This window comes from Nonomuraea candida, assembly GCF_000725485.1.
Taxonomy (GTDB): Bacteria; Actinomycetota; Actinomycetes; order Streptosporangiales; family Streptosporangiaceae; genus Nonomuraea; species Nonomuraea candida.
The window spans coordinates 1-26,079 of sequence record NZ_JOAG01000040.1 but is presented as its reverse complement, the minus strand read 5'-3'; the positions used below and the strand labels follow the sequence as shown (position 1 = coordinate 26,079).

22 protein-coding genes and 1 pseudogene are annotated in these 26,079 nt (G+C 73.1%); 11 read left to right on the top strand and 12 right to left on the bottom strand.

The genetic code is table 11. From position 1 onward, the window contains the following. The first annotated feature begins 34 nt into the window (after positions 1-34). Positions 35-1,246: an ABC transporter ATP-binding protein gene (locus IO39_RS32655; RefSeq protein ID WP_043631178.1), complete on the top strand. Its 1,212-nt coding sequence runs from the start codon at positions 35-37 to the stop codon at positions 1,244-1,246. Positions 1,247-1,370: 124 nt separating this feature from the next. On the opposite strand, the gene IO39_RS32650 is transcribed toward IO39_RS32655, so the two are convergent. After that, the gene (locus IO39_RS32650; RefSeq protein ID WP_043631176.1) at positions 1,371-2,120 is read right to left on the bottom strand and encodes an SDR family NAD(P)-dependent oxidoreductase; all 750 of its coding nucleotides are present in this window, start codon (positions 2,118-2,120) and stop codon (positions 1,371-1,373) included. A gap of 26 nt (positions 2,121-2,146) precedes the next feature. Between IO39_RS32650 and IO39_RS32645 the strand changes: the two genes are divergently transcribed. Next, the gene (locus IO39_RS32645; RefSeq protein WP_052423649.1) at positions 2,147-3,292 is read left to right on the top strand and encodes a PQQ-dependent sugar dehydrogenase; all 1,146 of its coding nucleotides are present in this window, start codon (positions 2,147-2,149) and stop codon (positions 3,290-3,292) included. Here IO39_RS32645 and IO39_RS32640 read toward each other — a convergent pair. Next, positions 3,252-3,587: a carboxymuconolactone decarboxylase family protein gene (locus IO39_RS32640; protein ID WP_245642435.1), complete on the bottom strand. Its 336-nt coding sequence runs from the start codon at positions 3,585-3,587 to the stop codon at positions 3,252-3,254. The genes IO39_RS32645 and IO39_RS32640 overlap by 41 nt on opposite strands. 250 nt (positions 3,588-3,837) lie before the next feature. Here IO39_RS32640 and IO39_RS32635 point away from each other — a divergent pair, with 250 nt between their 5' ends. Together IO39_RS32635 and IO39_RS32630 are read left to right on the top strand one after the other, a co-directional pair. Then, positions 3,838-4,515 carry a hypothetical protein gene (locus tag IO39_RS32635; RefSeq protein ID WP_043631173.1) on the top strand — a complete coding sequence of 226 codons (678 nt, stop codon included), beginning with the start codon at positions 3,838-3,840 and terminating at the stop codon, positions 4,513-4,515. Positions 4,516-4,531: 16 nt separating this feature from the next. Further along, the gene (locus IO39_RS32630) at positions 4,532-7,828 is read left to right on the top strand and encodes an AAA family ATPase (protein ID WP_063765382.1); all 3,297 of its coding nucleotides are present in this window, start codon (positions 4,532-4,534) and stop codon (positions 7,826-7,828) included. A 70-nt stretch (positions 7,829-7,898) separates the two neighbouring features. Here the strand turns inward: IO39_RS32630 and IO39_RS32625 are convergent, their stop codons facing one another. Further along, entirely contained in the window at positions 7,899-9,122 is a 1,224-nt protein-coding gene (locus IO39_RS32625) for a TerC family protein (protein WP_245642434.1), read from the bottom strand. Positions 9,123-9,265: 143 nt separating this feature from the next. Between IO39_RS32625 and IO39_RS32620 the strand changes: the two genes are divergently transcribed. Next, positions 9,266-10,390, top strand: a complete 1,125-nt coding sequence (locus IO39_RS32620; protein WP_043631170.1) for an NAD(P)/FAD-dependent oxidoreductase — start codon at positions 9,266-9,268, stop codon at positions 10,388-10,390. 115 nt (positions 10,391-10,505) lie between these two features. After that, positions 10,506-11,525 carry a glutamine synthetase gene (glnII, locus tag IO39_RS32615; protein WP_043631167.1) on the top strand — a complete coding sequence of 340 codons (1,020 nt, stop codon included), beginning with the start codon at positions 10,506-10,508 and terminating at the stop codon, positions 11,523-11,525. Between the two features lie 41 nt (positions 11,526-11,566). On the opposite strand, the gene IO39_RS32610 is transcribed toward glnII, so the two are convergent. The 6 genes from IO39_RS32610 to IO39_RS32585 form a co-directional block, all read right to left on the bottom strand. Next, on the bottom strand, positions 11,567-13,105 hold the full coding sequence (locus tag IO39_RS32610) for an aldehyde dehydrogenase family protein (protein ID WP_043631164.1): 1,539 nt from the start codon (positions 13,103-13,105) through the stop codon (positions 11,567-11,569). A gap of 32 nt (positions 13,106-13,137) precedes the next feature. Further along, on the bottom strand, positions 13,138-14,007 hold the full coding sequence (locus tag IO39_RS32605; RefSeq protein ID WP_043631161.1) for a UTP--glucose-1-phosphate uridylyltransferase: 870 nt from the start codon (positions 14,005-14,007) through the stop codon (positions 13,138-13,140). Positions 14,008-14,052: 45 nt separating this feature from the next. Next, on the bottom strand, positions 14,053-15,015 hold the full coding sequence (locus IO39_RS32600) for an aminoglycoside phosphotransferase family protein (RefSeq protein WP_211267252.1): 963 nt from the start codon (positions 15,013-15,015) through the stop codon (positions 14,053-14,055). 73 nt (positions 15,016-15,088) lie between these two features. Then, entirely contained in the window at positions 15,089-15,997 is a 909-nt protein-coding gene (locus tag IO39_RS32595; protein WP_043631159.1) for an alpha/beta fold hydrolase, read from the bottom strand. Positions 15,998-16,070: 73 nt separating this feature from the next. Further along, positions 16,071-16,343, bottom strand: coding sequence for a DUF1876 domain-containing protein (locus IO39_RS32590; protein WP_043631155.1), 273 nt, complete (start codon positions 16,341-16,343; stop codon positions 16,071-16,073). Between the two features lie 110 nt (positions 16,344-16,453). Further along, positions 16,454-16,999 carry a cupin domain-containing protein gene (locus IO39_RS32585; protein ID WP_211267251.1) on the bottom strand — a complete coding sequence of 182 codons (546 nt, stop codon included), beginning with the start codon at positions 16,997-16,999 and terminating at the stop codon, positions 16,454-16,456. Positions 17,000-17,227: 228 nt separating this feature from the next. Between IO39_RS32585 and IO39_RS58145 the strand changes: the two genes are divergently transcribed. From IO39_RS58145 to IO39_RS32560, 5 genes are all read left to right on the top strand, one after another. Next, a complete protein-coding gene (locus tag IO39_RS58145) occupies positions 17,228-18,754 on the top strand; it encodes an SWIM zinc finger family protein (protein WP_043631152.1) in 1,527 nt (508 codons plus the stop codon). Continuing rightward, positions 18,751-20,112 (top strand): DUF5691 domain-containing protein, encoded by a 1,362-nt coding sequence (locus tag IO39_RS32575; protein ID WP_043631149.1) that lies wholly within the window; start codon positions 18,751-18,753, stop codon positions 20,110-20,112. Before IO39_RS58145 ends, IO39_RS32575 begins: the two co-directional genes overlap by 4 nt. After that, positions 20,109-21,173 carry an AAA family ATPase gene (locus IO39_RS32570; RefSeq protein ID WP_043631146.1) on the top strand — a complete coding sequence of 355 codons (1,065 nt, stop codon included), beginning with the start codon at positions 20,109-20,111 and terminating at the stop codon, positions 21,171-21,173. The genes IO39_RS32575 and IO39_RS32570 overlap by 4 nt, the downstream gene beginning before the upstream one ends. A gap of 95 nt (positions 21,174-21,268) precedes the next feature. Further along, complete coding sequence (locus tag IO39_RS32565) at positions 21,269-23,692, top strand: DUF5682 family protein (protein WP_043631143.1); 2,424 nt, start codon at positions 21,269-21,271, stop codon at positions 23,690-23,692. A gap of 53 nt (positions 23,693-23,745) precedes the next feature. After that, complete coding sequence (locus IO39_RS32560; RefSeq protein WP_043631334.1) at positions 23,746-24,924, top strand: VWA domain-containing protein; 1,179 nt, start codon at positions 23,746-23,748, stop codon at positions 24,922-24,924. A gap of 58 nt (positions 24,925-24,982) precedes the next feature. On the opposite strand, the gene IO39_RS32555 is transcribed toward IO39_RS32560, so the two are convergent. From IO39_RS32555 to IO39_RS59485, 3 genes and pseudogenes are all read right to left on the bottom strand, one after another. Next, positions 24,983-25,177, bottom strand: coding sequence for a hypothetical protein (locus tag IO39_RS32555; RefSeq protein ID WP_043631140.1), 195 nt, complete (start codon positions 25,175-25,177; stop codon positions 24,983-24,985). Positions 25,178-25,511: 334 nt separating this feature from the next. Continuing rightward, a complete protein-coding gene (locus IO39_RS32550; RefSeq protein ID WP_157549183.1) occupies positions 25,512-25,847 on the bottom strand; it encodes a hypothetical protein in 336 nt (111 codons plus the stop codon). Positions 25,848-25,916: 69 nt separating this feature from the next. Continuing rightward, a pseudogene (locus IO39_RS59485) lies at positions 25,917-26,079 on the bottom strand (IS630 family transposase); the annotation flags it as partial.

The following is a 26,079-nucleotide window of genomic DNA, read 5'->3' as shown; positions in this document are numbered from 1 at the left end:
TCCGGGCCACAGCCCTGGAGCGCGAAGGAATGTCATGGCATCCATCGTTCTGACGAACGTCGACAAAATCTACGCCGGTGGCGTAAAGGCCGTGAACGGGCTCAACCTTGAGATCAAGGATGGCGAGTTCATGGTGCTGGTCGGTCCTTCCGGTTGCGGTAAGTCGACCGCGCTCCGGATGATCGCGGGCCTGGAGGACATCAGCGGCGGCGAGATCGCCATCGGCGACAAGGTGGTCAACCACCTGCCGCCGAAGGACCGCGACATCGCGATGGTCTTCCAGAACTACGCGCTGTACCCCCACATGACGGTCGAGGAGAACCTCGCCTTCGGCCTCAAGCTCCGCAAGATGCCCAAGCCGGAGATCCAGAAGCGCGTCAACGAGGCCGCCAAGATGCTCGGCCTGGAGACCTACCTCAAGCGCAAGCCGGCCGCCCTCTCCGGTGGTCAGCGCCAGCGTGTCGCCATGGGCCGCGCCATCGTGCGTGAGCCGCAGGCCTTCCTCATGGACGAGCCGCTGTCCAACCTGGACGCCAAGCTCCGCGTCTCGATGCGCGCCTCGCTCAACCAGATGCACGAGCGCCTCGGCGTCACCACCGTGTACGTCACCCACGACCAGGTCGAGGCCATGACCCTCGGCGACCGCGTCTGCGTCCTGCGCGACGGCCTGCTCCAGCAGGTCGACACCCCGCAGAACCTGTTCGACAAGCCGGTCAACCTGTTCGTCGCCGGCTTCATGGGCTCGCCCTCGATGAACTTCGTCACCGCCGAGCTGGTCCGCGACGGCGGCACCGCCGTCTCCTTCGCCGGCATCAAGCTGCCGATCCCCGAGTCCGCCTTCTCCGACAAGCCGGGCCTCGACCAGTACATCGGCAAGAAGGTCATCCTCGGCATCCGCCCCTCCGACTTCGAGGACGCCGCCTCCGCGGGCAACCACGCCAACGGCTGGGCCACGCTGCCCGTCAAGGCGGAGGTTACCGAGGAGCTGGGCTCCGAGATCAACGTGCTGTTCCTGATCGACGCCCCGCCGGTGGAGCACAAGGACACCGTCGCCGCCGCCGACACGGGCGACGACGAGGAGGCGACGCTGCCGCTGACGGGCGACAAGTCCCTGTGGACCGCCCGCGTCAACGCCCGCAGCCACGTCCGTCCCGGCCAGAACATCGACCTGGTCGTCGACACGCACAACCTGCACTTCTTCGACCCGACCTCCGGCCTGTCGATCGGCCACGAGGCCAACCGCTGAGCGACCGCTGACTCCTGATTCCCGGTCGTGGGCCCAGCCCACGACCGTCCGGGCCCCCACCGCGACCCCCTCCCGCGGCGGGGGCCCATCCTTTCCCCCAGATCGGCGGGCCTGCTGAAGCAGGTCAGCGGCCGATCCGCGACGACACGGCGGCCTGCAGGCGCCGGGGCACGAGCCGCCCGACCGCCACGATGGCCTTGTAGCGCAGGTCGGGGATCGACACCCGCCTGCCCAGCGCCAGGTCGCGCATCGCCTCGCGCACGACGTCGTCGGCCTTCAGCCACAGGAAGCCGGGGATGCCCGAGGCGTCCATCGAGGCCCGCCGGTGGAACTCGGTGCGCACGAAACCCGGGCACAACGCCATGATCCTGATGCGCGGGTTGCCCACCTCGTTCGCGGCCGACTCGCTGAAGTTGACCACCCACGCCTTGGACGCGCTGTAGGTGCCGCGGGTGAAGAACGCCGCCACCGACGCCACGTTCACGATCGCGCCCCGGTCGCGTTCCCGCATGCCCGGCAGCGCCGCCAGCGTCAGCCGCAGCACCGCCTCGCAGTGCACCTTCAGCATGCGGACCTCGTTCTCGACCGGCACGTGCGGAAACCGGCCCGCGTTGCCGAACCCGGCATTGTTGACCAGCAGGTCGACGCCGTCGCGCAACCTCGACTCCACCCTGGACAGGCCCTCCTCGGTGGCCAGGTCGGCGGGCAGCACCTCGACGCTCACGCCGTAGCGGAGCTTGAGCTGGTCGGCGGTCCTGGTCAGGCGCAGTTCGTCGCGGGCCACGAGGACGAGGGAGTAGGCGTCGGCGGCCAGGCGCCGGGCGAAGGCGGCGCCGATTCCGGAGGTCGCGCCAGTGATCAGTGCGGTAGGCATGCCTGCACCCTAACGTCCGTGGCAGGATGGACGACGTGCGCCTCGTCGTGGCAGTACTCCTCCTGGCGGCCCTCACCGCGTGTGCTTCGCAAGCGCCGGCGGGCTCGGCCACCCACGCCCCCGGGGCGACCGCCCCGCGGCCGTCCGCGTCCGCGGCCCCCGCGCCGGAGCGGCTGCGGTTCACCCGCATCGCCGAGCTGGAGCAGCCGGTCGCCTTCGCCGTGCGCAAGGGCGACGACCGGCTCTACGTGGCCGAGAAGACGGGCCGGCTGCGCACCACCGACGGCACGACCGTGATCGACCTGTCCGGCGAGGTGAGCACGGGCAACGAGCAGGGGCTGCTCGGCGTCGCCTTCCACCCCACCGGCCGCTGGGTCTACCTCGACTGGACCGACGCCGCCGGCCGCACCCACGTCACCGAATGGGCCTACGACGGGGAGCGGGCCACCGCCAGGCGCGACGTGCTCACCCAGGACCAGCCGTACGCCAACCACAACGGCGGCCAGCTCGCCTTCGGCCCCGACGGCCACCTCTACATCGCGCTCGGCGACGGCGGCAGCGCGGGCGACCCCCAGGGCAACGGCCAGGACCTGGGCACGCTGCTGGGCAAGATCCTGCGCATCGACCCGCGCGGCAGGCCGTACACCGTGCCCGAGGACAACCCGTTCGTCGGCAGGGCGGGCGCGCGGCCGGAGATCTGGGCCTACGGCCTGCGCAACCCCTGGCGGTTCAGCTTCGACCGGGAGACCGGCGACCTGTGGATCGGCGACGTCGGGCAGAACGCGTGGGAGGAGGTCGACCACCAGCCGGCCGGCTCGAAGGGCGGCGAGAACTACGGCTGGAACCTGCGCGAGGGCAAGGAGCCCTTCCAGGGCGGCGGGGGAGGGGCCGGCCTCGTCGACCCCGTGATCGTCTACCCGCTCAAGGAGGGCGGCAACTGCTCGGTCATCGCCGGCCACGTCTACCGCGGCGAGAAGATCCCCTGGTTGCGGGGCCGGTTCCTGTACGGCGACTTCTGCGCCGGCTGGGTCAGGGCCGCGCCGGTGGCCGATCCGGCCGCCTCGGCCGAGGTGGGCGAGGTGGAGCAGCTCTCGTCGTTCGGCGAGGGCCCCGACGGCGAGCTGTACGCGCTCAGTCTCCAGGGCCCGGTCTATCGCATCGATCCCGCCTGACCCGTTCGATCAGCGCCTCCACCTGGTCGTTCAGCTTCGCCCCCCGGGCCCAGCCCGCGTAGTGGGTGAGGAAGACCACGACCTCCCGCAGCTCGGCCTCGCTCGTCTCGCCGGCGCGCAGCGCGACGTCGAGCTGCACGTCCGTCATCTCGTGCAGCCCCTGGCCGACGAGGAGCCCGATGAGGAGCAGGCGGCGCTCCTTGACCGACAGGACCGGCCTCGACCAGACGTCGGCGAACTGACGCTCGGCGGTCAGGCCGAAGGAGTCGACGGTCTCCATGGCGGGTTCAGTCATTTGCGCGCTCCGGGGGTGTCGGAAGGAGATCCTCATATCTTTCGCTACTTCCCGTGTTGAACCAATGGGGGTTGCACGAACGTTGCCGCGCGGCGGCATCACCCAGACGTAGGCGGCCGGAGGATCTGTAACGAGTAAAGCCAGCCTACGGCCAAGATTTGGTCAAGATTTCTCACCGCACATAGGGCTCATTCCATCTGAAAGCGGGCACAACAACTCCGTCGGTCCGTAAAGCCGGAGGTAGGCCCTCGTGAAAAAGGCACGGGCTCTGGTCGCGCTCACGGCCGCGATCCTGGCGGCGTCCGCGTGCGGGCAGCCGGAGTTCACCTACGTGAAGGACAGGGCCGGGACCACGTATTTCAAGGTGCCGGCCACGTTCACGCGGCTCGACGCGAGCCCCATCGAGCTCTACCTGACGGGCGACCATCCCGACTCCCAGGCCGCGCTGCTGCGGGCCCAGCGGGTCTGGTCGACCGCCTTCGACCGGTCGGCCGACCCGTCGGTCGAGCACCTGCTCGGCTCGGCGGAGCCGTTCGTCTACGCCACCGTGCACCAGCTCACCGCAGAGCAACGGGACTCTATCTCCCTGAACAGGCTGCGCGACTTCATCCTGCCGGTGACGCGGGACACGCGCCGGGCCTATCTGCAGCAGGCGGTGATGACGGGCCGGCCGCCGCTCCTCCACGACTTCGAGCCCATCAGCGACGAGGTCCTGACCCTGGACGACGGCGCCAGAGGCGTGCGCGTCCGCTTCAGCTACCAGATCGGCCGCGACACACAGACGTTCGACCACACCGCCGTCCTCGACGGGCGGGGCGCCACGGTCTCCGTCCTGCTCATCGGCTGCCGGTCGACCTGCCACCGCAAGCGCGCCGCGGAGTTCGACCAGATCGCGAGCTCCTTCAAGCTGCTCCGGTCGCCTGGATAGGGGAGCGCCATTGACCATGACCACGTACCAGGGAGGGCTGCGCGCCCCCGGCAGCGGGCCCGCAGGCCGGGACCCCGCGCACAGGAGGAGGCTGCGGTTCCGGGAGCGGAGCCGGCTGCTCGCCGCGCTCGTCGCCGCCTACCTCGTCCTGATCTGGAAGGCGATGGCCGACTTCGAGGGCATCATCACCTTCCCCGAGGCCGCGCGGTGGATCGCGCGGGACCATCAGTGGATCTTCTGGCTGCTCGGCGCCGAGACCGTCCGGCAGGCGCACGTCCTGGTCGCCGAGCACTGGCCGGCCTACGACCGGCTGTGGCGCGGGCGGATCTGCGGCGGGTGCGAGCGGTGGGCGCGCCGCCGCCTCGGCGACTGGAGCCGGTTCCGGCTCGCGCGGGCGCTGCAGGCCGCCCTCCTCGTCGCGCTGATCGTCCTGGTGCTGGGGGCGGTGCTGGACACCGGCCCGCTCACCGCGCCGCCCCGGGCCGTGGTGCTGCTCTGGCAGGCGCTGCCGCCCGCCGCGATCGTGCTGATCGTGCTCGTCGCCGTCCCGCTCGCCTGGCTGTCCTGGTCCCTGTCCAGGGGCGGCGTGGAGACGTACCTTCCCGGAGACCTCGCCACCAGGCTGCGGGACGTGTGGGGGCAGGACCACGTGGTGGGGCGGATCCGCGAGCACCTCGCCCTGGTGGAGCGGCGCGGCGAGATCGAGCGGCGCGGCGGGTACGTCCCCGGCGGCCTGCTCCTGTGGGGACCGCCGGGGACCGGCAAGACCCTCATCGCCGAGGCCGTGGCCGGCGAGAGCGGCAAGCCGTACGTGTGGGTCGACTCGGCCGCGCTCGCGGGCCCGGTCGCCGGCGCCCTGCGGGTCAGGTCCCTGTTCAGGAGGGTGCGCCGGCTCGGGCTCCGGCACGGCGGCGTGGTCGTCCTGTTCGAGGAGGCCGGCGCGCTCGGCGGGCGCGGCCGTCCCGCCCGCCGGGACGCGCCGGGGCCGGGCGTGACCGGGGCGGCCGGCTGCCACGGCATGACGTACCTTTCGGAGGACGCCCGCCGGCTGCTCGCCTTCAGGGGCGGCGGTCCCGGCGAGCCGGAGCCCGGCAGCCTCCCCGCGGTCGCGGACCCGCCGGGCGGGGGCTCCGGCGCGCTGCGGGCGCTGCTCGCCGAGCTGGCCGGCCTGAGGAAGCCGCGCGGGTTCGTCAACCGCTCCGTACGCCCGCTGCTCGGCATGCGGCCCAAACCGCCGCCCGACCACCGCGTCCTCGTCATCATGACCGCCGACCGGCCCGAGTCGGTGGACGAGGCGCTGCTGCGGCCGGGCCGCATCGACCGCGTCCACCGGGTCGGCCATCCGTCGAAGGCCGGACGGGTGCGCACCTACCAGGGCTACTTCGGCAGGGTGTGGCACGAGCTGACCCGCGAGCAGCTCGACCGGCTCGCCACGCTGACCCCGTACGCGACCGGCGCCACCATGAAGGACCTGGTCAACGAGTCCCTCATCGCCGCCGCCCGCGACGGGCGCGAGGTCATCACCTGGCCGGACGTGCTGCGCGCCCGGCGGCTCATGCGCTTCGACCCGCCCGAGGACGTCGAGTACGCCGGGCGCGAACGGCACGCCGTGGCCGTGCACGAGGCGTGCCACGCCGTGGTGGCGTACGCGACCCGTCCCGGCCTCGGGATCGACGTCGCCACCATCGAGAAGGGCGCCGGCCACCTCGGGATGGTCGCCCCGATCCCGCCCGAGGAGCGGTTCGTCCGGTGGAAGAGCGAGCACGAGGCCGACATCATGGTCGCGCTCGCCTCGCTGGCCGGCGAGCGCCTGTTCTACGGTGACGACCACTCCTCCGGGGTCTCCGGGGACCTGTACTCCGCCACCCGCCTGAGCGCGATGATGGAGTCGTGCTGGGGCATGGGGGCCGGCCTCGCCTCGCTGCCCGCCCTCCGGGAGCTGCACCTCGCCGACGGCGGCACCGACGGCCGCAGTGAGGGCCGCATGGAGGGCCGCACGGAGGGCCGCCTGGAGGGCCGCGCCGCGCATGTCGAGGGGGCCCTCGCGCGGCTGCTGGAGAAGACCGGGGAGCTGCTGCGGGCACGGCGCAGAGAGGTGCTCTGCCTGGCGCACGCGCTGGAGACGCACCGGACGCTCGACGGGGACGACGTGGTCGCCGTCCTGCGGCGGGAGCGGGGGCCGTCCGTGGACGGGACCGTCTACGCGTCGGACGCCTTCTACCGGGAGCTGGAGGACTACCACCGCGACGCCGTCAGGGCGCACCGGGAGCACGGGCGGATGGGGCGTGAGCTGCCGGGTCACGGGCGGCCGGCGGCCTTCGGCAGAGTGCCCGGCGACTCCGCGCCCCCGGCGCCCCGCATCCAGCACCACCCGCCCTACCACACCCCCCACCCCGCCCTCCTTTCCCCACGCGCGCCCAGCATCGCGCCCGCGCCCGGCTCTGCACCGGCGCCTGGCGCCGCGCCCGCGTTCGGCCCCGCACCGGCGCCCGGCTCCGCACCGGCGCCCGGTTCCCCACCCGCGCCCGGCTCCGCGCCCACGGCTGTGCCTTCCGGTGCGGTTCGGTCGGAGCCGGTGGGGCAGGCCGGGGTGGCCGGGCGGGGGGCGGTGCGAGGGCCGGTGGTGGTCGAGCAGGGGGAGCGGCCGGAGTTCGTGCCGTGGGCCGCCGCGGCCCCGCCCGCGCGGGCCGCCGGGCCCGTGGCGGAGCCGGCGCCCGTCGTGGTGGGCACGTCCACGGCCACGTCCAGGTCCACGTCCACGGCCACGTCCACGGCCACGTCCACGGCCACGTCCACGGCCACGTCCACGGCCACGTCCACGGCCACGTCCACGGCCGCGCCGCCGTCGCGCGGGTGGGCCGTGAACAGGGTCTGGCTGGTCGTGGCGAGCCTGCTCGGGCTCGTGGCGCTGTCCGTCATCGCGGCGCTCGCCGTGACGGGCACACTGGCGGGCGGCGGGGCCGGCGACCGTGACGGCGGCGCCACGGCCGCCACGCCGGGGGTGGCCTCCCCGGGGCTGCTGCTCCTGCTGTTCGTGCTGGTCGTCGCGGTGATCGTGGGCACGGGGCTGGCGTACGTCGCGATCAAGGGCATCCGTACGGCACGGGTCAGGGCGGAGCGGGAGCGTGACCAGGCCCACGCCAGGGCGCAGCTCCTGGCCGCGGCGATGGACCCGGACACCGCGATGCGGCTGCTCGGCTACGACGGCTACGGCTACGGCAACGGCAACGGCGGCAACGGCGGCAACGGCAACGGCAGCGGCAGCGGCAGCGGCAGCGGCTACGGCGGCAGCGGCTCCGATCGCCGCCCGTAGCCGGGACGACCGGCGGGCCGGGGCGTTCCGGCGCCACCCCTGACCCCCTGCCCCCGGCCCGTCCGGCAGGTCAGGGGTGGCGGTCGTGCTGCTCGTGGGCGCGGCGCAGCAGGCCCATCAGCTTGTCCTGCTCGCGGATCCCCGCCCGGTGCTTCTCGGGGAACATCCTGAGCCGCGCCTCCTCGGCGAGCAGCTTGCCGTAGATCTCCTCGCGCACCTCCGGGTCCTGCTCGACGTCGAGGTACGCCTGCGCGTACCGGCGTGCCGCGGACACCGTGTTCTGCACCCGGCCCTTCATGCTGGCCAGCGAGGCCACCACCGTCACCAGCAGCACCCCGATGATCACCGACAGGGACAGCCCCGTGCTGATCTCGGCCACCTTCACCGGCTCGCCGTCGTTGATGAACGGCACGTTGTTCTCGTGCAGGGCGTGCAGGATCAGCTTGACCCCGATGAAGCCGAGGATGACGGCCAGGCCGTAGGTGAGGTAGATCAGCCGGTCCAGCAGCCCGTCGATGAGGAAGTAGAGCTGCCGCAGGCCCAGCAGCGAGAACGCGGTGGCGGTGAAGACGAGGTAGACGTTCTGGGTGAGGCCGAAGATGGCCGGGATCGAGTCCAGGGCGAACAGGATGTCCGTGCCGCCGATGGCGATCATGACAAGCAGCATCGGCGTCATGACGCGCTTGCCGTCCTGGACGGTGAAGAGCTTGTCGCCGTCGTACCGGTCGCTGGTGTGCAGCAGGCGGCGCGCCGCGCGGACCATGAAGTTGTCGGGGGAGTGGCTCTCCTCGCCCTCGGGCTTGATCAGGTTGCCCGCCGTGAGCAGCAGGATGAGCCCGAAGAGGTAGAAGACCCACGCGAACATGTTGATCAGCGCCGCCCCGACCAGGATGAACCCGCTCCTGGCGATCAGCGAGAAGACGATGCCGAACAGCAGCGCCTTCTGCTGGTCGGCGCGCGGCACCTTGAAACTGGCCAGGATGACGAGGAAGACGAACAGGTTGTCGACCGACAGCGCCTTCTCGGTGACGTAACCGGCGAAATACTCCGCTCCCGGGTCGGCCCCGCCGAACGCCCAGACGCCGACGCCGAACAGCAGGGCGATGCCGACGTACAGGGCCGACCAGATCGACGCCTCGCGCAGCGTGGGGACGTGCGACTTGCGGACGTGGAAGACGAAGTCGAACACCAGCAGCCCGACGATCCCGAGAATCGTCAGCCACCACACAGCGGCGGTCACGTCCATCCAGCGGCTCCAGGTGTGCGGGCCGTCGTGGAGGGCGGCGACGGGCACGGTCGCGTGTCTGTCGTCGCAGGTGGTACCCGGTCTCGCGGCACCCAAGCCCGCCGGGGGCCGCGCCGCGCGCCGTGGATAGCCTGCGGAGTGCGGATCCCGGGAGCAGCCGGGGACCACGGGAAAGACGGGAGAGAAAGATCTTGGCAGCACACCGCGTCATCGTCATCGGCAGCGGCATCGCCGGCGCGAGCGCCGCCTTCGCGCTGGCCCGCAGGGGAGCGGCCGTCACGGTCGTGGACTCCGGCGCGGACGGGCAGGCCACGGCGGCGGGCGCGGGCATCATCTCGCCCTGGGCCACCACCGCCGAGGGCCCGTACTACGACCTGTACGCGGCGGGCGCGGCCTACTACCCCGAGGCCGTCGCGCTGCTGGGCGAGGCGGGCGTGACGCGCACCGACTACCGGCGCACCGGCGCGCTGCTCGTCCACGAGGACCCCGCCAGGCTGGCCGAGGCGCAGGCCCGGGTCGAGGCCCGCGCGGGCGCGGCCGGCGGCGCCGTGGGGGAGGTGCGGCGCATCGGCAATGATGAGGTGCGCGCCCTGGTGCCCGTGCTCGCCCCCGGCCTGGAGGGCGTGTTCATCTCCGGCGGCGCCCTGGTGGACGGCCGCGTCATGCGCGACGCCCTGCTCCAGGGCGCGGCCCGCCACGGCGCCCGGCGGGTGCGCGGCCGGGCCGTGCTGGCGCCGCGCCCGCACGCGGCGCCCCTGGTCGAGGTGGGCGCCGAGACGCTGGAGGGCGACGACGTGCTGGTGGCCTCGGGCGCCTGGGCGAACGAGGTGCTGGCGCCGTACGGGCTGAAGCTGGCGGTCGAGCCGCAGCGCGGCCAGATCACCCACCTGCGGCTCGACGGCGTGGACACCAGCGGCTGGCCGTCGGTGGACCCGCTGTCGCACCACTACCTGGTGGCCTTCGACGACTCGCGGGTGGCGGTCGGGGCGACCAGGGAGACGGGCAGCGGCTTCGACGTGCGGGTGACCGCGCGCGGGCAGTGGCAGGTGTTGTCCGACGCGCTGCGCATCGCGCCGGGGCTGGCCGAGGCGACGCTCGTCGAGACCCGCGTCGGGCTGCGCCCTCTGGCCTCGCCGAACGTGCCCGTCGCGGGCGCGCTGCCGGGCGTCGCCGGGCTGCACGTGGTGACGGGGTTCGGGGCGGCGGGGCTGACGATGGCGCCCTTCACGGGGGACGCGCTGGCCCGCTCGATCCTGGACGGCGCGACCGTGCCGGAGCTGGCGGCGTTCGCCCCGGAAGCCCACGTTCGTCCCTGAGGTCACGGCGGCCGGCGGGCGTCCGGATTAACACGGCGTTCACATTCGGGCAAAAAGCGGGAAACGGCCCTCCGTAAGACTCGGCGTGGCTGAGAAAAACCCCGAAAGGACCGCCGTGAGCTACAAGGCTGAGTACATCTGGATCGACGGCACCGAGCCCACCGCTCTCATGCGCTCGAAGACGAAGATCCTTGCCGACGGCGCCGAGCCTCCGGTCTGGGGCTTCGACGGTTCCAGCACCAACCAGGCCGAGGGACACTCGTCGGACCGCGTGCTCCGCCCGGTGTTCGTCTGCCCCGACCCGATCCGCGGCGGCGACAACAAGCTCGTGCTGTGCGAGGTCGAGGAGATCGACGGGGAGCCGCACGCCAGCAACACCCGCGCCCTGCTGCGCCCGATCGCCGAGCAGTACGCCGCCCAGGAGTCCTGGTTCGGCATCGAGCAGGAGTACACCTTCTTCAAGGGCAGCCGCCCGCTCGGCTTCCCCGAGGGCGGCTTCCCCGCCCCGCAGGGCCACTACTACTGCGGCGTCGGCGCCGAGGCCGTGTTCGGCCGCGAGATCGTCGAGCTCCACCTCGACCGCTGCCTCGCCGCCGGCCTGAAGATCTCCGGCATCAACGCCGAGGTCATGCCCGGCCAGTGGGAGTTCCAGATCGGCCCGGCGGGCCCCGTCGAGGTCGCCGACCACATGTGGGTCGCCCGCTACCTGCTCTACCGGACCGCCGAGGAGTACGGCGTCGAGGCCACCCTCGACCCCAAGCCCGCCCGCGGCGACTGGAACGGCGCCGGCGCGCACACCAACTTCTCCACCAAGGCCATGCGCGAGAGCTACGAGGCGATCATCACGGCCTGCGAGGCGCTCGGCGAGGGTGACAAGCCGATGGAGCACGTCAGCCAGTACGGCGCCGACATCGAGCTGCGCCTGACCGGCCACCACGAGACCGCCCCGTGGAACAAGTACACCTACGGCGTCTCCAACCGCGGCGCCTCCGTGCGCATCCCGTGGCAGGTCGAGGTGGACAAGAAGGGCTACATCGAGGACCGCCGCCCCAACGCCAACGTCGACCCGTACGTGGTCACCCGCCTGCTGGTGAACACCTGCTGCGCGGCGCTGGAGAAGGCCGGCCAGGTCTGATCCCCGTGAGAAGGGGGCCCCTCGGCGAGGGGCCCCTTCTCTCATGACAGGCGGAAGTCCAGATCGGGGGTGATTTCCGCCACGTCCATCTGCGCCTTCTGCAGGCGTCCGGAGTGGTCCCAGTTCATCGCCTGCCAGCGGGTAAACTGGTCGAGCACCCACATGCCCGACTGGCGGCTGCCGTTGCCCGACTTGCCGTTGCCGCCGAACGGCAGGTGCGCCTCGGCGCCGGAGGTGGAGTTGTTGACGCTGACCATGCCGGCCGAGACGCCCTCGCGGAAGCGGAAGGCGTGCCGCGCGTCGGTGGTGTAGATGGAGCTCGACAGGCCGTAGCCGGGCAGGTTGGCCAGGTCGATGGCCTCCTCCAGGGTCGAGAACGTCGTCACGCCCACGATCGGGCCGAACGTCTCCTCCATGAACAGCCGGTCGCCGGGCCGCACGCCGTCCACCACGACCGGGTGGTAGTAGAGCCCGTCGCCGCCGTCGAAGCCGCCGTGCGGGCTGTCCTTGGTGATCCGGCCGGTCGGGCCCGTCACGACCCGGTGGTGCGGCTGGATCCAGGTGAGGTACTCCTCGTAACGGTCGGCGAACTTCCGGTCGAGCAGCGGGCCGGCCAGCACGTCCTGCGCCGGGTCGCCGATCCGGGCCGCGCCCACCGCCCGCGCGAAGCGCGCCACGAACTCGTCGTGCACGCTCTCGTGCACGATCACCGTGCCGAGGCTGGTGCAGCGCTGGCCCGCGGTGCCGAAGCCGGAGAAGAGCGCGCCCTCCACGGCCAGGTCGAGGTCGGCGTCCGGCATGATCACCATCGGGTTCTTGCCGCCCAGCTCCAGGCAGGCCGACTGCAGGTGGCGGCCGGTCAGCTCGCCCACCTTCCTGCCCACCTCGCTGGAGCCGGTGAAGCCGACCTTGTGCACGCTGCCCTCGCCCAGGGCCTGCTCCAGGCCCCGGAACGTCTCCGCGCCGTCGGCGAAGACGATGTTCAGCACGCCGTCGGGCAGGCCCGCCGCCGCGAACAGCCGGAACATGGCGTGGGCGGAGGCGGCGGCGTACTCGGCGGGTTTCCAGACCACGGCGTTGCCGCACAGCAGGGCCGGGACCAGATACCACGACGGCACGGCCACCGGGAAGTTGCCCGCGGTGACGACCGCGGCGACGCCGACCGGGTTCCGGAACGTGAACAGGTTCTTGTCCGGCATCTCCGACGGGACCGTCTGGCCGTACAGCCTGCGGCCCTCGCCGAGGAAGAAGTCGCACGTGTCGACGATCTCGCGGACCTCGCCCAGCGCCTCGGCGTACGGCTTGCCGATCTCCTCGGTGACCAGCCGGGCCAGCCGCTCGGTGTTGGCCTCCACCAGCCGCCCGATGGAGGCGATCACCCGCCCGCGCACCGGCGCCGGCACCTTGGCCCACTCGCGCTGCGCCTCCCTGGCGGTGCGGCAGGCGGCGGCGAACGTCTCCGCGTCCGCCAGGCCGACCCGCGCCACGACCTCGCCCGTGCGGGCGGGGTTGATCGAGTCGTACGTGCTCGCCGCGGCGGCGTCCTTGCCGCCCACGATGGAAACGATTTGTCGGCTCACCGGGGTCCTCCTCGTAAGTTCTCCGGTAGACGCTAGCCTTCCAGGGCCAGTTTGCGCAGCTCCGGGCCATAGGCCGGATGGGCGAGCACCGCCGCGAACTGGGCCTTCAGGTAGTTCAGCGGCGATCCCGTGTCATACCAGGTGCCGTCGATGACCTGCCCGTACACCGGGTTGCCCGTGGCGTGGCGGTGCAGCGCGTCGGTCAGGTAGATCTCGCCCGCCGGGTCGTCGTGCCAGCGCCGCGTGGCGGCCTCCAGCTCGGTCACGACGCCCGGGGTGACGACGTAGCCGCCGATGGCGGCGTACCGGGAGGGGGCCTCCTCCGGGCGCGGCTTCTCCACCAGGCCCGAGATGCGCAGGCGCCCCCCGCCGAGGTCCTCCTCGACGATCGGCACGCCGTAGCGGGCCGCGTCCTCGACCTCCATCGGCATCAGGGCCAGCACCGGCGCCCGCGTCGCCTCGTAGGCGGACTTGAGCTGCTGCGCCCGGGGCACCTCGGCCACGAACACGTCGTCGGCCCACAACACCATGAACGGCTCGTCGCCGATGACGCGGGCGGCGTTGAGCACGGGGGTGCCGTTGCCGTACGGGCCGTTCTGGTACAGGTACGTGATGTGGGCCAGCGACGACAGCTCGGCCACCGCGTCGGCCAGCCCGTCCTTGCCGGTGGCGCGCAGCTCCCGCTCCAGGTCGCCGTCCGGCGCGAAGTGCCGCTGCACCAGGTCCTTGCGGGCCGAGGTCACGATCGTGATCTCGTCGATGCCGGAGTCGACCAGCTCGCGGATGGTGTGCTCGATGACCGGCTTGTCGCCGATGGGGAGCATCTCCTTCGGCAGCGCCTTCGTCAGCGGCAGCAGCCGGGTGCCCAGCCCGGCCACGGGGATCACGGCCTTGCGGATCATGCGTCTCTCCTTACGCGACGGCGCGACGGCGCGACGGAGTGGACGTTACCCCAGGGGTTCCCCGCTGATCGCGCCGGCAGGCTCCGCGCCGGCCGTTCCCGCACCGGCAGTCCTGGCGTCGGCCGTCCCGGCGTCGGCCAGCACCGCGTCGATGACGTGTCTGGCATTGGCCGCGATCGCCGGGTTGGTGCGCAGGTAGTAGGGGAGCTGGATCAGCGCCATCGACAGCGCCCGCCCGCGCCCGCGCACCCATGTCGCGTCGTCGGCGCCGAGCGCGGCGCGGAAGACCTCGCGGGCGGCGGGCGTGAGCAGGTTCCAGGCGGGGATCAGGTCGGAGGCCGGGTCGCCGAGCCCCATGGTGGCGAAGTCGATCACCCCCGCCAGCCGCCCCTCCGTGACCAGCAGGTTGCCCGGCATCAGGTCGGAGTGCACCCACACGGGCGGCCCCGCCCACCGGGGCGCGCGCACCGCCGCCTCCCACACGGCGGTCGCGGCGGCCTGGTCGATCAGCCCGCCGAGCCGCCCGATCGCCTCCCTGGTCGCCGCGTCCGACTCAGCCAGGGGCCCCGCCCGGTACGCCGCCGGCCCGTCCGGCAGGCCGATCCGCCGCATCGCCCCCACGAACTCCGCCAGGTCCCCGGCCAGCGCCTCCGGCTCCGTCAGCCCGCCCTCCTTCGGGTTGGCGCCGGCGATCCACCGGCTGACCGACCACGGCCAGGGGAAGTCCGCCGACGGGGCGCCCGCGTCGAGCACCTCCGGGACGGCGACGGGCAGCAGCGGGGCCAGCCTCGGCAGCCAGCGCTGCTCCTTGGCGATGTCGGCGACGCCGCCGGGCAGGCGCGGCAGGCGTACGGAGAGGTGGTCGCCGAGCCGGTAGACCGCGTTCATCGTCCCCGAGGAGGGGAACGGCTCGACGGGCAGCTCCGCCCACTGCGGGAACTGCGCGGCCACCAGCCGGCGGACGAGCGGGACGTCGATCTCCGCCTCGTCGGCGTGCATCCTGCCCATGAATGCCTTTCTCAGGGAGAACCGGGCAATATCATCGCCACTTTAGCCGTATATCGCATGTGGGCCCCCTCGCTCAGGCGCCCGTGTGGCGGAGGACGAGCTCGGCGATCCGGCGCGGCAGTCCCGGCGACAGGAACGAGTGGCCCATGCCCGCGACCGCCTCCAGCCGGGCGTGCGGGATCGCGGCGGCCACCGCCGCGCCGTGCGGCAGCGGGAGCAGGGGGTCCTCCGTGCCGTGCACGACCAGCGTGGCGGCCTTGACCGAGGACAGCGCCGCGCGCCGGTCCTCGGTCATGATCCGCCCGGCCAGGTCGTGGTTGAGCGCCGCGCCCGGGTCGGCCGCGCGGTCGTAGGACTCCTCGACCAGCCGCCGCGCCGCCTCCTCGTCGAACGGCAGCGCCTCGCCGCTCAGCACCCGCCAGGTCTCCAGCCCCGCCGCGAGGTGCTGCTCACGAGTGGTGCGCGGCAGGGCCGCCGCCCGCATGAGGTGCTCCAGGAAGCGGGGCGCGGGCGGGGGCAGGTCGGCCGGGTCCGGCTCCCGCCCCGACAGGGCGCGCTCCCAGACGGGGCCCGCCTCGGCGCCCATCGGGCTCGACATGATCACGGTCAGGGTCGCCACCCGCCCAGGGCGGTGCACGGCCAGCCACTGCGCGACCGCGCCGCCGAGCGAGACGCCCACGACGTGGGCGGCTTCGACTCCGTACGCGTCCAGCACGGCCAGGGCGTCGCCGGCCAGGTCGGCCAGGGTGTACGGGTCGGCGGTGAAGTCGACGTGGTCCGACCTGCCGGTGTCGCGGTGGTCGAAGCGGATCACCTGCCTGCCGCCGGCCACGAGGGTCTCGACGAACGCGTCCGGCCAGCCGGCGCCCGGGGTGGAGGTGCCCATGACGAGCAGCGCCACGGGGTCCCCGGGGTGGCCGAAGCGCTCGGCCCACAGACGCAATTTCCCGGAGGTGATGAATTTCGCATCGGGGATGGCCATGGCCATCAATATAGCGATTTATCGCTTATTTTCGAGAAAATGCGGAATTTCGGGTTTTATGGTATAATAAGATTTACCACGAGCGGTTGGTGGTGGGGGATTCGGCGGTTGATTCGGAAATGTCGTGCTTTGTCATGACGGCAAGTCGTTCCGCCAGGTCCGCCAGCGCGCGCGAGACGGCCAGCTCGTCCCCGATCTCCGGCACCGACGGGTCGGCGGGGTTGCGGCGCGCCCGCCCGCTTCCGGTCACGCGCCGGCCGTCCCCGGTGGTCAGCGTCGCCTGCGCCGAGGTGTCGTCGCCGGCCTCGGCGAGAGCGACGCGCACGGTCCATTCCTTGGCTTTCATGGCATACCTCCTGCACCAGCGACGCTGCCCCGCCCTCACCCCCTAAACCTCGTACCGCCGACACGCGCCGAAGGCCGTGGCTCAGGCGGTGAAGGCTCGGGGGTGAAGGCTCAGGCGGTGAAGTCGGCGAAGTCGAAGCCCGGCGAGACGATGCAGCTCACCAGCACCGCTTCGTCCCCCGCCGGGCGCGCCGACTGCCACACCCCGCCCGGCACGACCGCCTGCGGCACCTGACCGTGCTCCACGTCCTGGCCAAGGATGACGGTTTCGTCCCCGATCGTCAGGTCGAGCGGGCCGCCACGGTGCCACAACCAGAGCTCCGCCGACCTCACCACGTGCGGCACCGACTCCTCGCCGGGGTGCAGCAGGAAGTAGATGGCGGTCGCGCTGGCACGCGGCCCCGGGTAGCCGTCCGGCGCGAACGTCACCGGCGATCGCCACGTCTCCCTGAACCAGCCGCCCTCGGGGTGGGGGAGGAGGTCGAGCGACTCGGCGATGGGCGGGCGTTCGACGAACGCGACCGGCGCGCCGGTGACGTCCCTGCGCAGGAAACGGGTGCCGTCGAGGACGAGCTGGCCGTCGAGCGGGCTGGCCAGGGCCGCCGCCTCGTCGGGCACCTCGGTGGACGGGCCGTCGGGATAGATCCGTAGCTCCACCTAGCCGAGTTTATGAGGATGTTTCAGGACAAGTGGGGGTCGGCCTGCGGCCGAGCCCGTTCGCCGGCTGTCCCTCACGAGCCGGACAAGCGGGACGATCTGTCGACTGGCCCGTTCGCCGGATCTCCCGCGCGGGCCGGACAGGTGGGACGGTCTGTCGGCCGGCCCGTTCGCCGACTCTCGCGCGCGGGGCGCGAATTGTCGGTCGGCCTGGCTAGTCTGCGGCAGGTGATCGAACGGTGGAGCCGCGATCAGGTGCTGGCCCTCGCCCCTGACGCGTCGTCCCAGAAGGCGGCCCAGGGGGTGGCGGCGGCCGGGAAATGGTCGCTGCGCGGCACGACGGGCATGGTGCTCTATGGCGAGTGCAAGGGCAGCGGGGCCAAGCCCTACCTGGCCGCCGTCGACCTGACCGAGCCCGCCTACCGGTGCAGCTGCCCGAGCAGGAAGTTCCCGTGCAAACACGCGCTCGGGCTGCTGCTCCTGTGGTCCGCCGAGGGGGTCCCCGCCCTGGAGGCGGCGCCGCAGTGGGTGACGGAGTGGCTGGAGGGCCGGGCCGAACGCGCCGCGAAGTCCGCCGCCCGCCTCGAGGCCGCCCGCGCCAACACCGCCACCGAGACCGCCGAGACCGCCGAGGGCGCTAATGGTGGTGCCGAAGGCCGCCGAGCCGCAGACGGTGGTGGCGTGGAAGGCGCTGGTGGCCGTGGTGCCGTTGGCGCGGATTCGGCGGATTCGGCGGGTTCGGGTGGTCCGGCGCGGGCCGGTGCCGGTAGCGGGGGCGGTGTCGGGAAAGGGAGCGGTCCGGGGAGAGGGGACGGGATCGGGGGCGGGGCGGAGTCCGTGCGTCATGGGCGGGTCGCCGCCGGGCTGGCCGAGCTGGAGCGGTGGCTGGCCGACCAGGTGCGGCACGGCCTGGCGGGGGCGGCGGAGCAGGACTGGGACGGTCTGGCCAAGCGGCTCATCGACGCCCAGGCGCCCGGGGTGGCGGGCATCGTGGCGCGGTTGTCCCGGGTGCGGGCCGAGGAGGGCTGGCCGGGGCGGCTGCTGGAGGAATACGCGCTCATCAACCTGCTCGCCATCGCCTACCGGCGGCGCGCCGAGCTGCCCGGACCGCTGGCGCAGACCGTGCTGACCCGCGTCGGGTTCCCCGTCACCAGGGAAGAGGTGCTGGCCGGCACCCCGGTGCGCGATCACTGGGACGTGCTGGGCAGGCGCGACGAGGCGCAGGACCGGCTGACGGCGCGCCGGGTCTGGCTCCGGGGCCGCCGCACCGGCAAAGCCGCCCTCATCCTGTCGTTCGCGCCCCAGGGCCAGGCGCTCGACGCCTCCCTGGTGACGGGCACCACGATCGACGCCGATCTCACGTACTATCCGGGCGCCGCCCCCCTGCGCGCCCTGGTCGCCACCCGCCACGGCCCCGTCCCGCCCGTGCCCTCCCCGGACACGCGGCCCGCCACCCCACCCACCGGTCCACCGCCGGACGTGCCGCCGGGGATGTCGCCCGCGGAGGCGCTGGACGAGGTGGCGAGGGTGCTGGGTGAGGACCCGTGGACCGAGACGTGGCCGCTGGTCCTCGAGGACGTGGTTCCCGGGCGGACCTCGATCGGCGGCCTGCCGCTGCACCCCCGGGCGCACGACTCCTGGCGGCTGCTCGCCGTCTCCGGCGGGCACCCGCTCACGGTGGCCGTCGAGTGGACCCCACGCGGTCTGCGCCCGCTGCTGACCTGGGACGACGACGGAACGGCGGTGATCCTTTGACCGGCTGGGAAGAGCTGGCCTCGACGGCGCTCGTGGGCACTGATCGGCGACCGTACCGGGGCGATCTGCTCGAAGCGGCGGCGGTCGAGGTGGCCAGGCGCCGCGCGGGACAGCGCGTCCGCGAGACCGACCGGCCCGAGCCCGCCCCGGAGGGCGAACGCGCGCCTGCGGAGGAGCGGGAGGCCGTGGGAAGGCGGGCGGCCGAGCGGCTCGGCAGGCTGCTCGGCGGCGAGCACGAGAGGCTGATCCCCGAATGGCTGGCCGCGGCCGCCGCGACCGGCCGCCGGGTGCCCGCGTACGTGCTGCCCGAGCTGCTGGAGCGCGGCAGGCGCGACCGCTCCATCCGCGTGCACCTCGGCGTGCTGGCGGGGCAGCGCGGCCGCTGGCTGGCCGGGCTCAACCCGGCCTGGGACTACCTCCTGGAGGAGCCCACGGGCGAGACATGGGAGCTGGGCGGCGCCGCCGACCGGCGGGCCCACCTGCGGGCGCTCAGGGCGGCCGACCCCGCGCGGGCCAGGCGGCTGCTGGAGAGCACGTGGGAGCGCGAGACGCCCGACGACCGGGCGGAGTTCGTCGAGGTGCTGGCCGACGGGCTGAGCATGGAGGACGAACCGTTCCTGGAGGCGGCGCTCGACGACCGCCGCCGCGAGGTGCGCCAGGCGGCGGCCAACCTGCTCACCCGCCTGCCGGGCTCCGGCCTGTCCCGGCGCATGGCCGCGCGGGTGCGCGCGTGCGTGACGATCACGGGTGACGTCATCGCCGTCGAGGCCCCCGAAGCCTGCGACAAGGCGATGGAACGCGACGGCGTGCGCCCCAAGCCGCCCCGGGGCATCGGCGAGCGCGCCTGGTGGCTGCAGCAGATCATCGCGCGCGCCCCCCTCTCCGTCTGGGAGCGCCCGCCGGGGCGGCTGCTCGCGATGAGGATCCCCGAATGGGACGCGGAGGTGAAGGCGGCCTGGGTGCGTGCCGCGGTGCTGCAGCGCGCCCCCGAGTGGGCGCGGGCGATGTTCGGCTGGGACCCGATCGCCGACCTGCTCGGCGCCCTTCCGCCGGAGGAGCAGCAGGAGCTGGCCGCCCAGTTCGTACGCCGGCACGACCTCGACAGCCAGTTGATCATGGTGCTCGGCGGCGTGTCGTCGCACTGGCGCGAGGGCCTGGCCACGGCCGTGCTCGGCAAGATCGTGAAGGTGAACACCACGCAGCCGTGGAACCTCGGCGAGCTGGTCAAGCTCGCCGGCGAGCACATCGACCCGGCCCTGTGGGAGCTGGCCGAGGACCACTCGCCGTGTGAGCCCGTCCAAGAGGTCGCCGCTCTGCTGCGGTTCCGTGCTGACATGTACAAGGAGCTCTCCCCATGACCGTTCTGCGCCCGCATGCCGAAGACCAGTACTCCGAGGAGCTGGCCGTCCTGGCCAAGGACGACGACCGGCCCAGGCCGCCGGGCTGGAAGTTGTCGCCGTGGGCCGTGACCACGTACATCCTGGGCGACGGCGACCGCATCACGCCCAAATACGTGGGCGCGCGCCGGATCGTCGAGGTGGCGGTGGCGACGCTGGCGACCGACCGCGCGCTGCTCCTGCTCGGCGTGCCCGGCACGGCCAAGACGTGGTTGTCGGAGCACCTGGCGGCGGCGATCAGCGGCGACTCGACGCTGCTGGTGCAGGGCACGGCCGGCACCGCCGAGGAGGCCGTCCGGTACGGCTGGAACTACGCCAGGCTGCTGGCCGAGGGCCCGTCGATGGAGGCGCTGACCCCCTCTCCGGTGATGCGCGCGATGGCCGAGGGCCGGGTGGCCAGGGTCGAGGAGCTGACGCGCATGCCGTCCGACGTGCAGGACGCCCTGATCACCGTGCTGTCGGAGAAGACGCTGCCGATCCCCGAGCTCAACCGGGAGGTCCAGGCCCAGCGCGGCTTCAACGTGATCGCCACGGCCAACGACCGCGACCGGGGCGTCAACGAGCTGTCCAGCGCGCTGCGCCGCCGCTTCAACACCGTCGTGCTGCCGGTCCCGGCGACGGCCGAGGAAGAGGTCGACATCGTCGCCCGCCGCGTCGCCCAGCTCGGCCGCTCCCTGGAGCTGCCGGAGACGACCACGGGGATGGCGGAGATCCGGCGGGTGGTGACGGTGTTCAGGGAGCTGCGCGCGGGCGTCACCGAGGACGGCCGCACGAAGGTCAAGTCGCCCAGCGGCACCCTGTCCACGGCCGAGGCCATCTCGGTCCTGACCAGCGGCATCGCCCTGGCCGCCCACTTCGGTGACGGGGTGCTGCGCCCGTCCGACGTGGCCGCCGGGATCGTCGGCGCGGTGGTGCAGGAGCCGGTGTCGGACCGGGTGGTGTGGCGCGAATACCTGGAGACCGTGGTCCGCGAGCGCGCCGACTGGCGCGACTTCTACCGCGCCTGCCGCGAGGCGTCATGAGCGCTGTCCCGGCCACCGGTGCTGTCCCGGCCATCGGTGCTGTCCCGGCCATCGGTGCTGTCCCGGCTTCGAGCGGAAGCTCCGGCGGTGTCTTCGTGCTGGGCGTGCGGCACCACGGGCCCGGGTCCGCGCGGGCGGTGCGGCGGGAGCTCGAACGGCTGCGTCCCGACGCGATCCTCATCGAGGGCCCGCCGGAGGCCGACGCCCTCGTGACGCTCGCGCCCGGCCTGGAGCCGCCGGTCGCGCTGCTCGCCCACGTGCCGGGAGCCCCGGCCCGTGCCGCGTTCTGGCCGTTCGCCGCGTTCTCGCCGGAGTGGCAGGCCATCCTGTACGGCACGTCCGCCGGCATCCCGGTCCGCTTCTGCGACCTGCCCGCCGCCCACTCCCTGGCCACCGACGACCCCCGGGACATTCGGGACGGCTCCCCCGACCCCGGGGACGGTGCCCCCGGCCCCCGGGACGGCGGGAGCGAAGGTTCCCCGGGCGGAGGGGAGAGTTCGGTCGTGCCGGTCGATCCGATCGGGTCACTGGCCGCCGCGGCCGGCTACGACGATCCGGAGCGCTGGTGGGAGGACGTCGTCGAGCACCGGGGCGACACGCCGTTCGAGGTGATCGCCGAGGCGATGGCCGCCGTACGCGAGGGATACGTGCCGGACGGCCGGGAGGCCAGGCGCGAGGCGTACATGCGCAAGACCCTCCGCGCGGCGCTCAAGCAGGGGCACGGGCGGATCGCGGTGGTCTGCGGCGCCTGGCACGTGCCCGCGCTGGCCGGGCCGCTGCCGCCCGCCGCGGCGGACAACGCCGTCCTGCGCGGCCTGCCGAAGGTGAAGGCCGAGCTGACGTGGGTGCCGTGGACGTACGGGCGGCTGGCCTCCTGGAGCGGGTACGGCGCGGGGATCACCTCGCCCGGCTGGTACCACCACCTGTTCGAGGCGCCCGACCGGCCGGTGGAGCGCTGGCTGGCCGAGGCGGCCGGGGTGCTGCGCGACGAGGGGCTGGCGGTGTCGTCCGCGCACGTCATCGAGTCCGTACGCCTCGCGGACAGCCTGGCGGCCCTGCGCGGACGGCCGCTGGCCGGGCTGGGCGAGGTCACCGAGGCGGCCAGGGCCGTGCTGTGCGAGGGCGACGACCTGGCCGTGGAGCTGATCCGGCGGCGCATGGTCGTCGGCGACCGGCTCGGCCACGTCTCCGACGGCACCCCGATGGTGCCGCTCCAGCGGGACCTGCGCGAGCAGCAGCGGCGGCTGAAGCTCAAGCCCGAGGCGCTCGACCGGGAGATCGACCTCGACCTGCGCAAACCCCTCGACCTCGACCGCAGCCACCTGCTGCACCGGCTGCGGCTGCTCGGGGTGGGCTGGGGCACGCCGGGGCAGGCGCGCGGCAAGGGGACGTTCAGGGAGGCGTGGACGCTGCAGTGGCGGCCCGAGCACGACCTCGCGCTCATCGAGCACGCCGCCCTGGGCACCACCGTGGCCACCGCCGCGACACAACGCGCCAGAGACCTGGCGGGCGCGTCGTCGCTGACGCCGGGCCTACCGGGCGCTCCCGCGCCCGGTCCGGCGAGTGTTCCCGCGCCGCCCGGTGCGGCGGGGGCGGGCACGGTGACGCTGGCCGATCTGACGGCGCTCGTGGAGCAGTGCCTGCTCGCCGACCTGCCGGAGGCGCTGCCCGAGGTGCTGGCGGCCCTGTCGGCCAAGGCGGCGCTGGACACCGACGTCACCCACCTGATGGCGGCGCTGCCCGCGATGGTCCGGGCCCACCGCTACGGCGACGTGCGTGGCACCTCGGCCGACGGGCTGGCCGTGATCGTGCGCTCGATGCTGGAGCGGATCTGCGTCGGGCTGCCGGTCGCGGTGACCGGCCTCGACGACGACGCGGCGGCGGACCTGCTCAAGCACGTGGACGCGGTCCACTCGGCCGTCGCCCTCCTCACCGACGCCCCACCACCGCACACCGACGCCCCCGGACCGGCCGGGTCCGACGGAGAACCGGCCGCCGACGCCCCCGAACCGACCCCGGCCGGCGGAGAACCGGCCGCCGGTGATGGGGCGGCGCCGAGGGCGCGGTGGATGGCCGCATTGCGCGGCATCAGCGACCGGCAGGACCTGCACGGGCTGATCGAGGGCCGCCTCACCCGGATCCTGCTGGACTCCGGCGAGCTGGACGACGCGGGTGACCGCATGTCCAGGGCCATGTCCCGGGGGCAGGCCCCGGCCAGGGCGGCGGCGTGGGTCGAGGGGTTCCTGTCCGGCGGGGGGCTGCTGCTGGTGCACGACCCGCGCCTGCTGGGCCTGGTGGACGGCTGGCTGACGGGGCTGTCCGGCGAGCAGTTCGTGGACGTGCTGCCGCTGCTGCGCCGTACGTTCGGCGGCTTCGCCGCACCCGAGCGCAGGGCCATCGGCGAGCGCCTGCGCTCGGCCGGCCGCGACGAAGGGACACGGGAGCAGGACGTGGACGAGCGCCGCGCCGCGGCGGCCGTCGCGACAGTCCTGTCGATCATCGGAAGAACCGGCGGATGAGCACGGCGGGAGAGCGCGCGCGTGATGACGGCGACGGACGAGCGGGTGTGGTGATGAGCGCGGCGGACGAGCGGTTGCGGCGGTGGCGGCTGGTGCTCGGTGGCGGGGCCGCCGACGGCACCGGCTGCGGCCTGGACGGTACGGACGCGCAGATGGACGCCGCCCTGGCCGCCGTCTACGACCAGGGCGGAGTCGGCGGCGGAGGCGGCGACGGGAGCCGGGGCGGCAGGGAGGGCGGGCTGGGCGCGTCGGCGCCGAGGGTGGCCCGCTGGCTGGGCGACATCCGCGCCTACTTCCCCTCCACCGTCGTCCAGGTCATGCAGAAGGACGCGATCGAGAAGCTGAACCTCACCCGTCTCCTCCTCGAACCCGAGATGCTCGAGGCCGTCGAGCCCGACGTGCACCTGGTCGGCACCCTGCTCGCGCTCAACAAGGTCATGCCCGACCAGGCCCGCGAGTCGGCCAGGGCGCTGGTGCGCAAGGTGGTGGAGGAGCTGGAGCGCAGGCTGGCGCAGAAGACCAGGGCGGCGGTGAGCGGGGCGCTCGACCGCTCGGCCAGGACCCACCGCCCCAAGCGGGTGGCCGACATCGACTGGGACCGGACGATCAGCGCGAACCTCAAGAACTACCTGCCGGAGCGGAACACGGTCGTCCCCTCCCGCCTGATCGGCTACGCCCGCAGGCAGCGGTCGGTGCAGCGCGAGGTGGTGCTGTGCATCGACCAGAGCGGGTCGATGGCGGCGTCGGTGGTGTATTCGAGCGTGTTCGGGGCGGTGCTGGCCTCGATGCGGTCGCTGAAGACGTCGCTGGTGGTGTTCGACACGGCGGTGGTGGACCTCACCGACCGGCTGCACGACCCGGTGGAGCTGCTGTTCGGCACCCAGCTCGGCGGCGGCACCGACATCAACCGGGCCATCGCCTACTCCCAGGGCCTGATCACCCGCCCCACCGACTCGATCTTCATCCTGATCAGCGACCTGTACGAGGGCGGGGTCAGGCAGGAGATGCTGCGCAGGGTGGCGGCGATGACGCAGGCCGGCGTGCAGGTGATCGTGCTGCTGGCGCTGTCGGACGAGGGCGCGCCGTTCTACGACCACGAGAACGCCGCCGCGCTGGCCGCGATGGGCGTGCCCGCGTTCGCCTGCACCCCCGACGCCTTCCCCGACCTGATGGCCGCCGCGATCGAACGCCGCGACATCGGCCAGTGGGCCGAGCGCCACCTCGCCCGGTGATCGCACCCCCAAGGAGCGGGGGCACACGCCGTGGCGCGATCGGCCCGCAAGCCGCGCCTCAGGCGTGCTCCTGGCGGCGGGCGTGGCGGGGCAGCAGGTACGTCAGCGCGAACGTCAGCGCCAGCAGCCCCACCTCGACCCAGACCGTGGCCTGCATCGAGGCGCCGAAGCCCCATTCGCGCGCGAGCAGGTTGAAGCAGATCGTGCCGAGGACACTCCTCCCCTCGGGTCGGTCGACCCGAGGTGGCGGCACGGTTGGTGACGGGGTTCGTCAGCCACCAACCGCGCGTCTGTGCCGGGAGCCCTGGCCGGGAATGGACGTGGTGTGAGCCAGGCGACCAGGACTCCCAACCCCAGCGGGAAGGTGCTGGGGAACTGCACCCCGGCTGAGCGGCGTCGTGGACCGGTCGAGACTTCCGGTTAAGGGCAACTCAGCCGGGGCTGTCTCTGCACGAGGCCCCCAGCCGAAGGCCACGGCTGGAGGAGTCATGGCCTTCTCGACGGGAGCACTGAGGGCCTCGCTTCCTGGAGGGTTCCAGGCGTGTTACCCCCGGCCGGGTCCCCTCCGAGCCCGAACCGGGGGTAGCTCATGCAGCCCCGTTCAGGGCCTTGGCCTGCTCCTCGTCCAAGGTCCCCCCGGCCCAGATCCACGGCCCGTGCGGCTGGCCGGCCGGTACAGGGCTGAGCCCGTCGAACCTGCCCATATGCGCGGCATTCTGGAACACCTCGAACGCCAGTGCGGTGGTGTAGACGCGCTGGACGGCCTTGCTCACCTGCCGGTCCTGGATCTCGATGATGACCTGCTCACCATCAGACAGCGGCGTGAAGAGACCTTGAGCAACCTCGTCCTTCCAATCGCACCAGCCCTTGGCGCTCATCAGGACCAGACGATCGGGGCACGTCAGGTCGCAGAGCTGGACCATCGTGGTCCTGGCCACTCGACGGACAGCTAGTGCTGTGACCGGAAACGATCACCGGGTTGGGTGAGGATTTCAGGCGGCCGGTGAGAGGGGCCGGCCGCCCCAGCGGAGACCCTTCTCGCTTCGGACGCGGGCGCGTTCGCGGCGTTGGGCGGCCAGGACGTCGGGGTGACGGGCGTGGGCGTTGCGCCAGCGCAGGTAGGCGTGCAGAGCCTTGGTCTGCACGGTGTGGTTG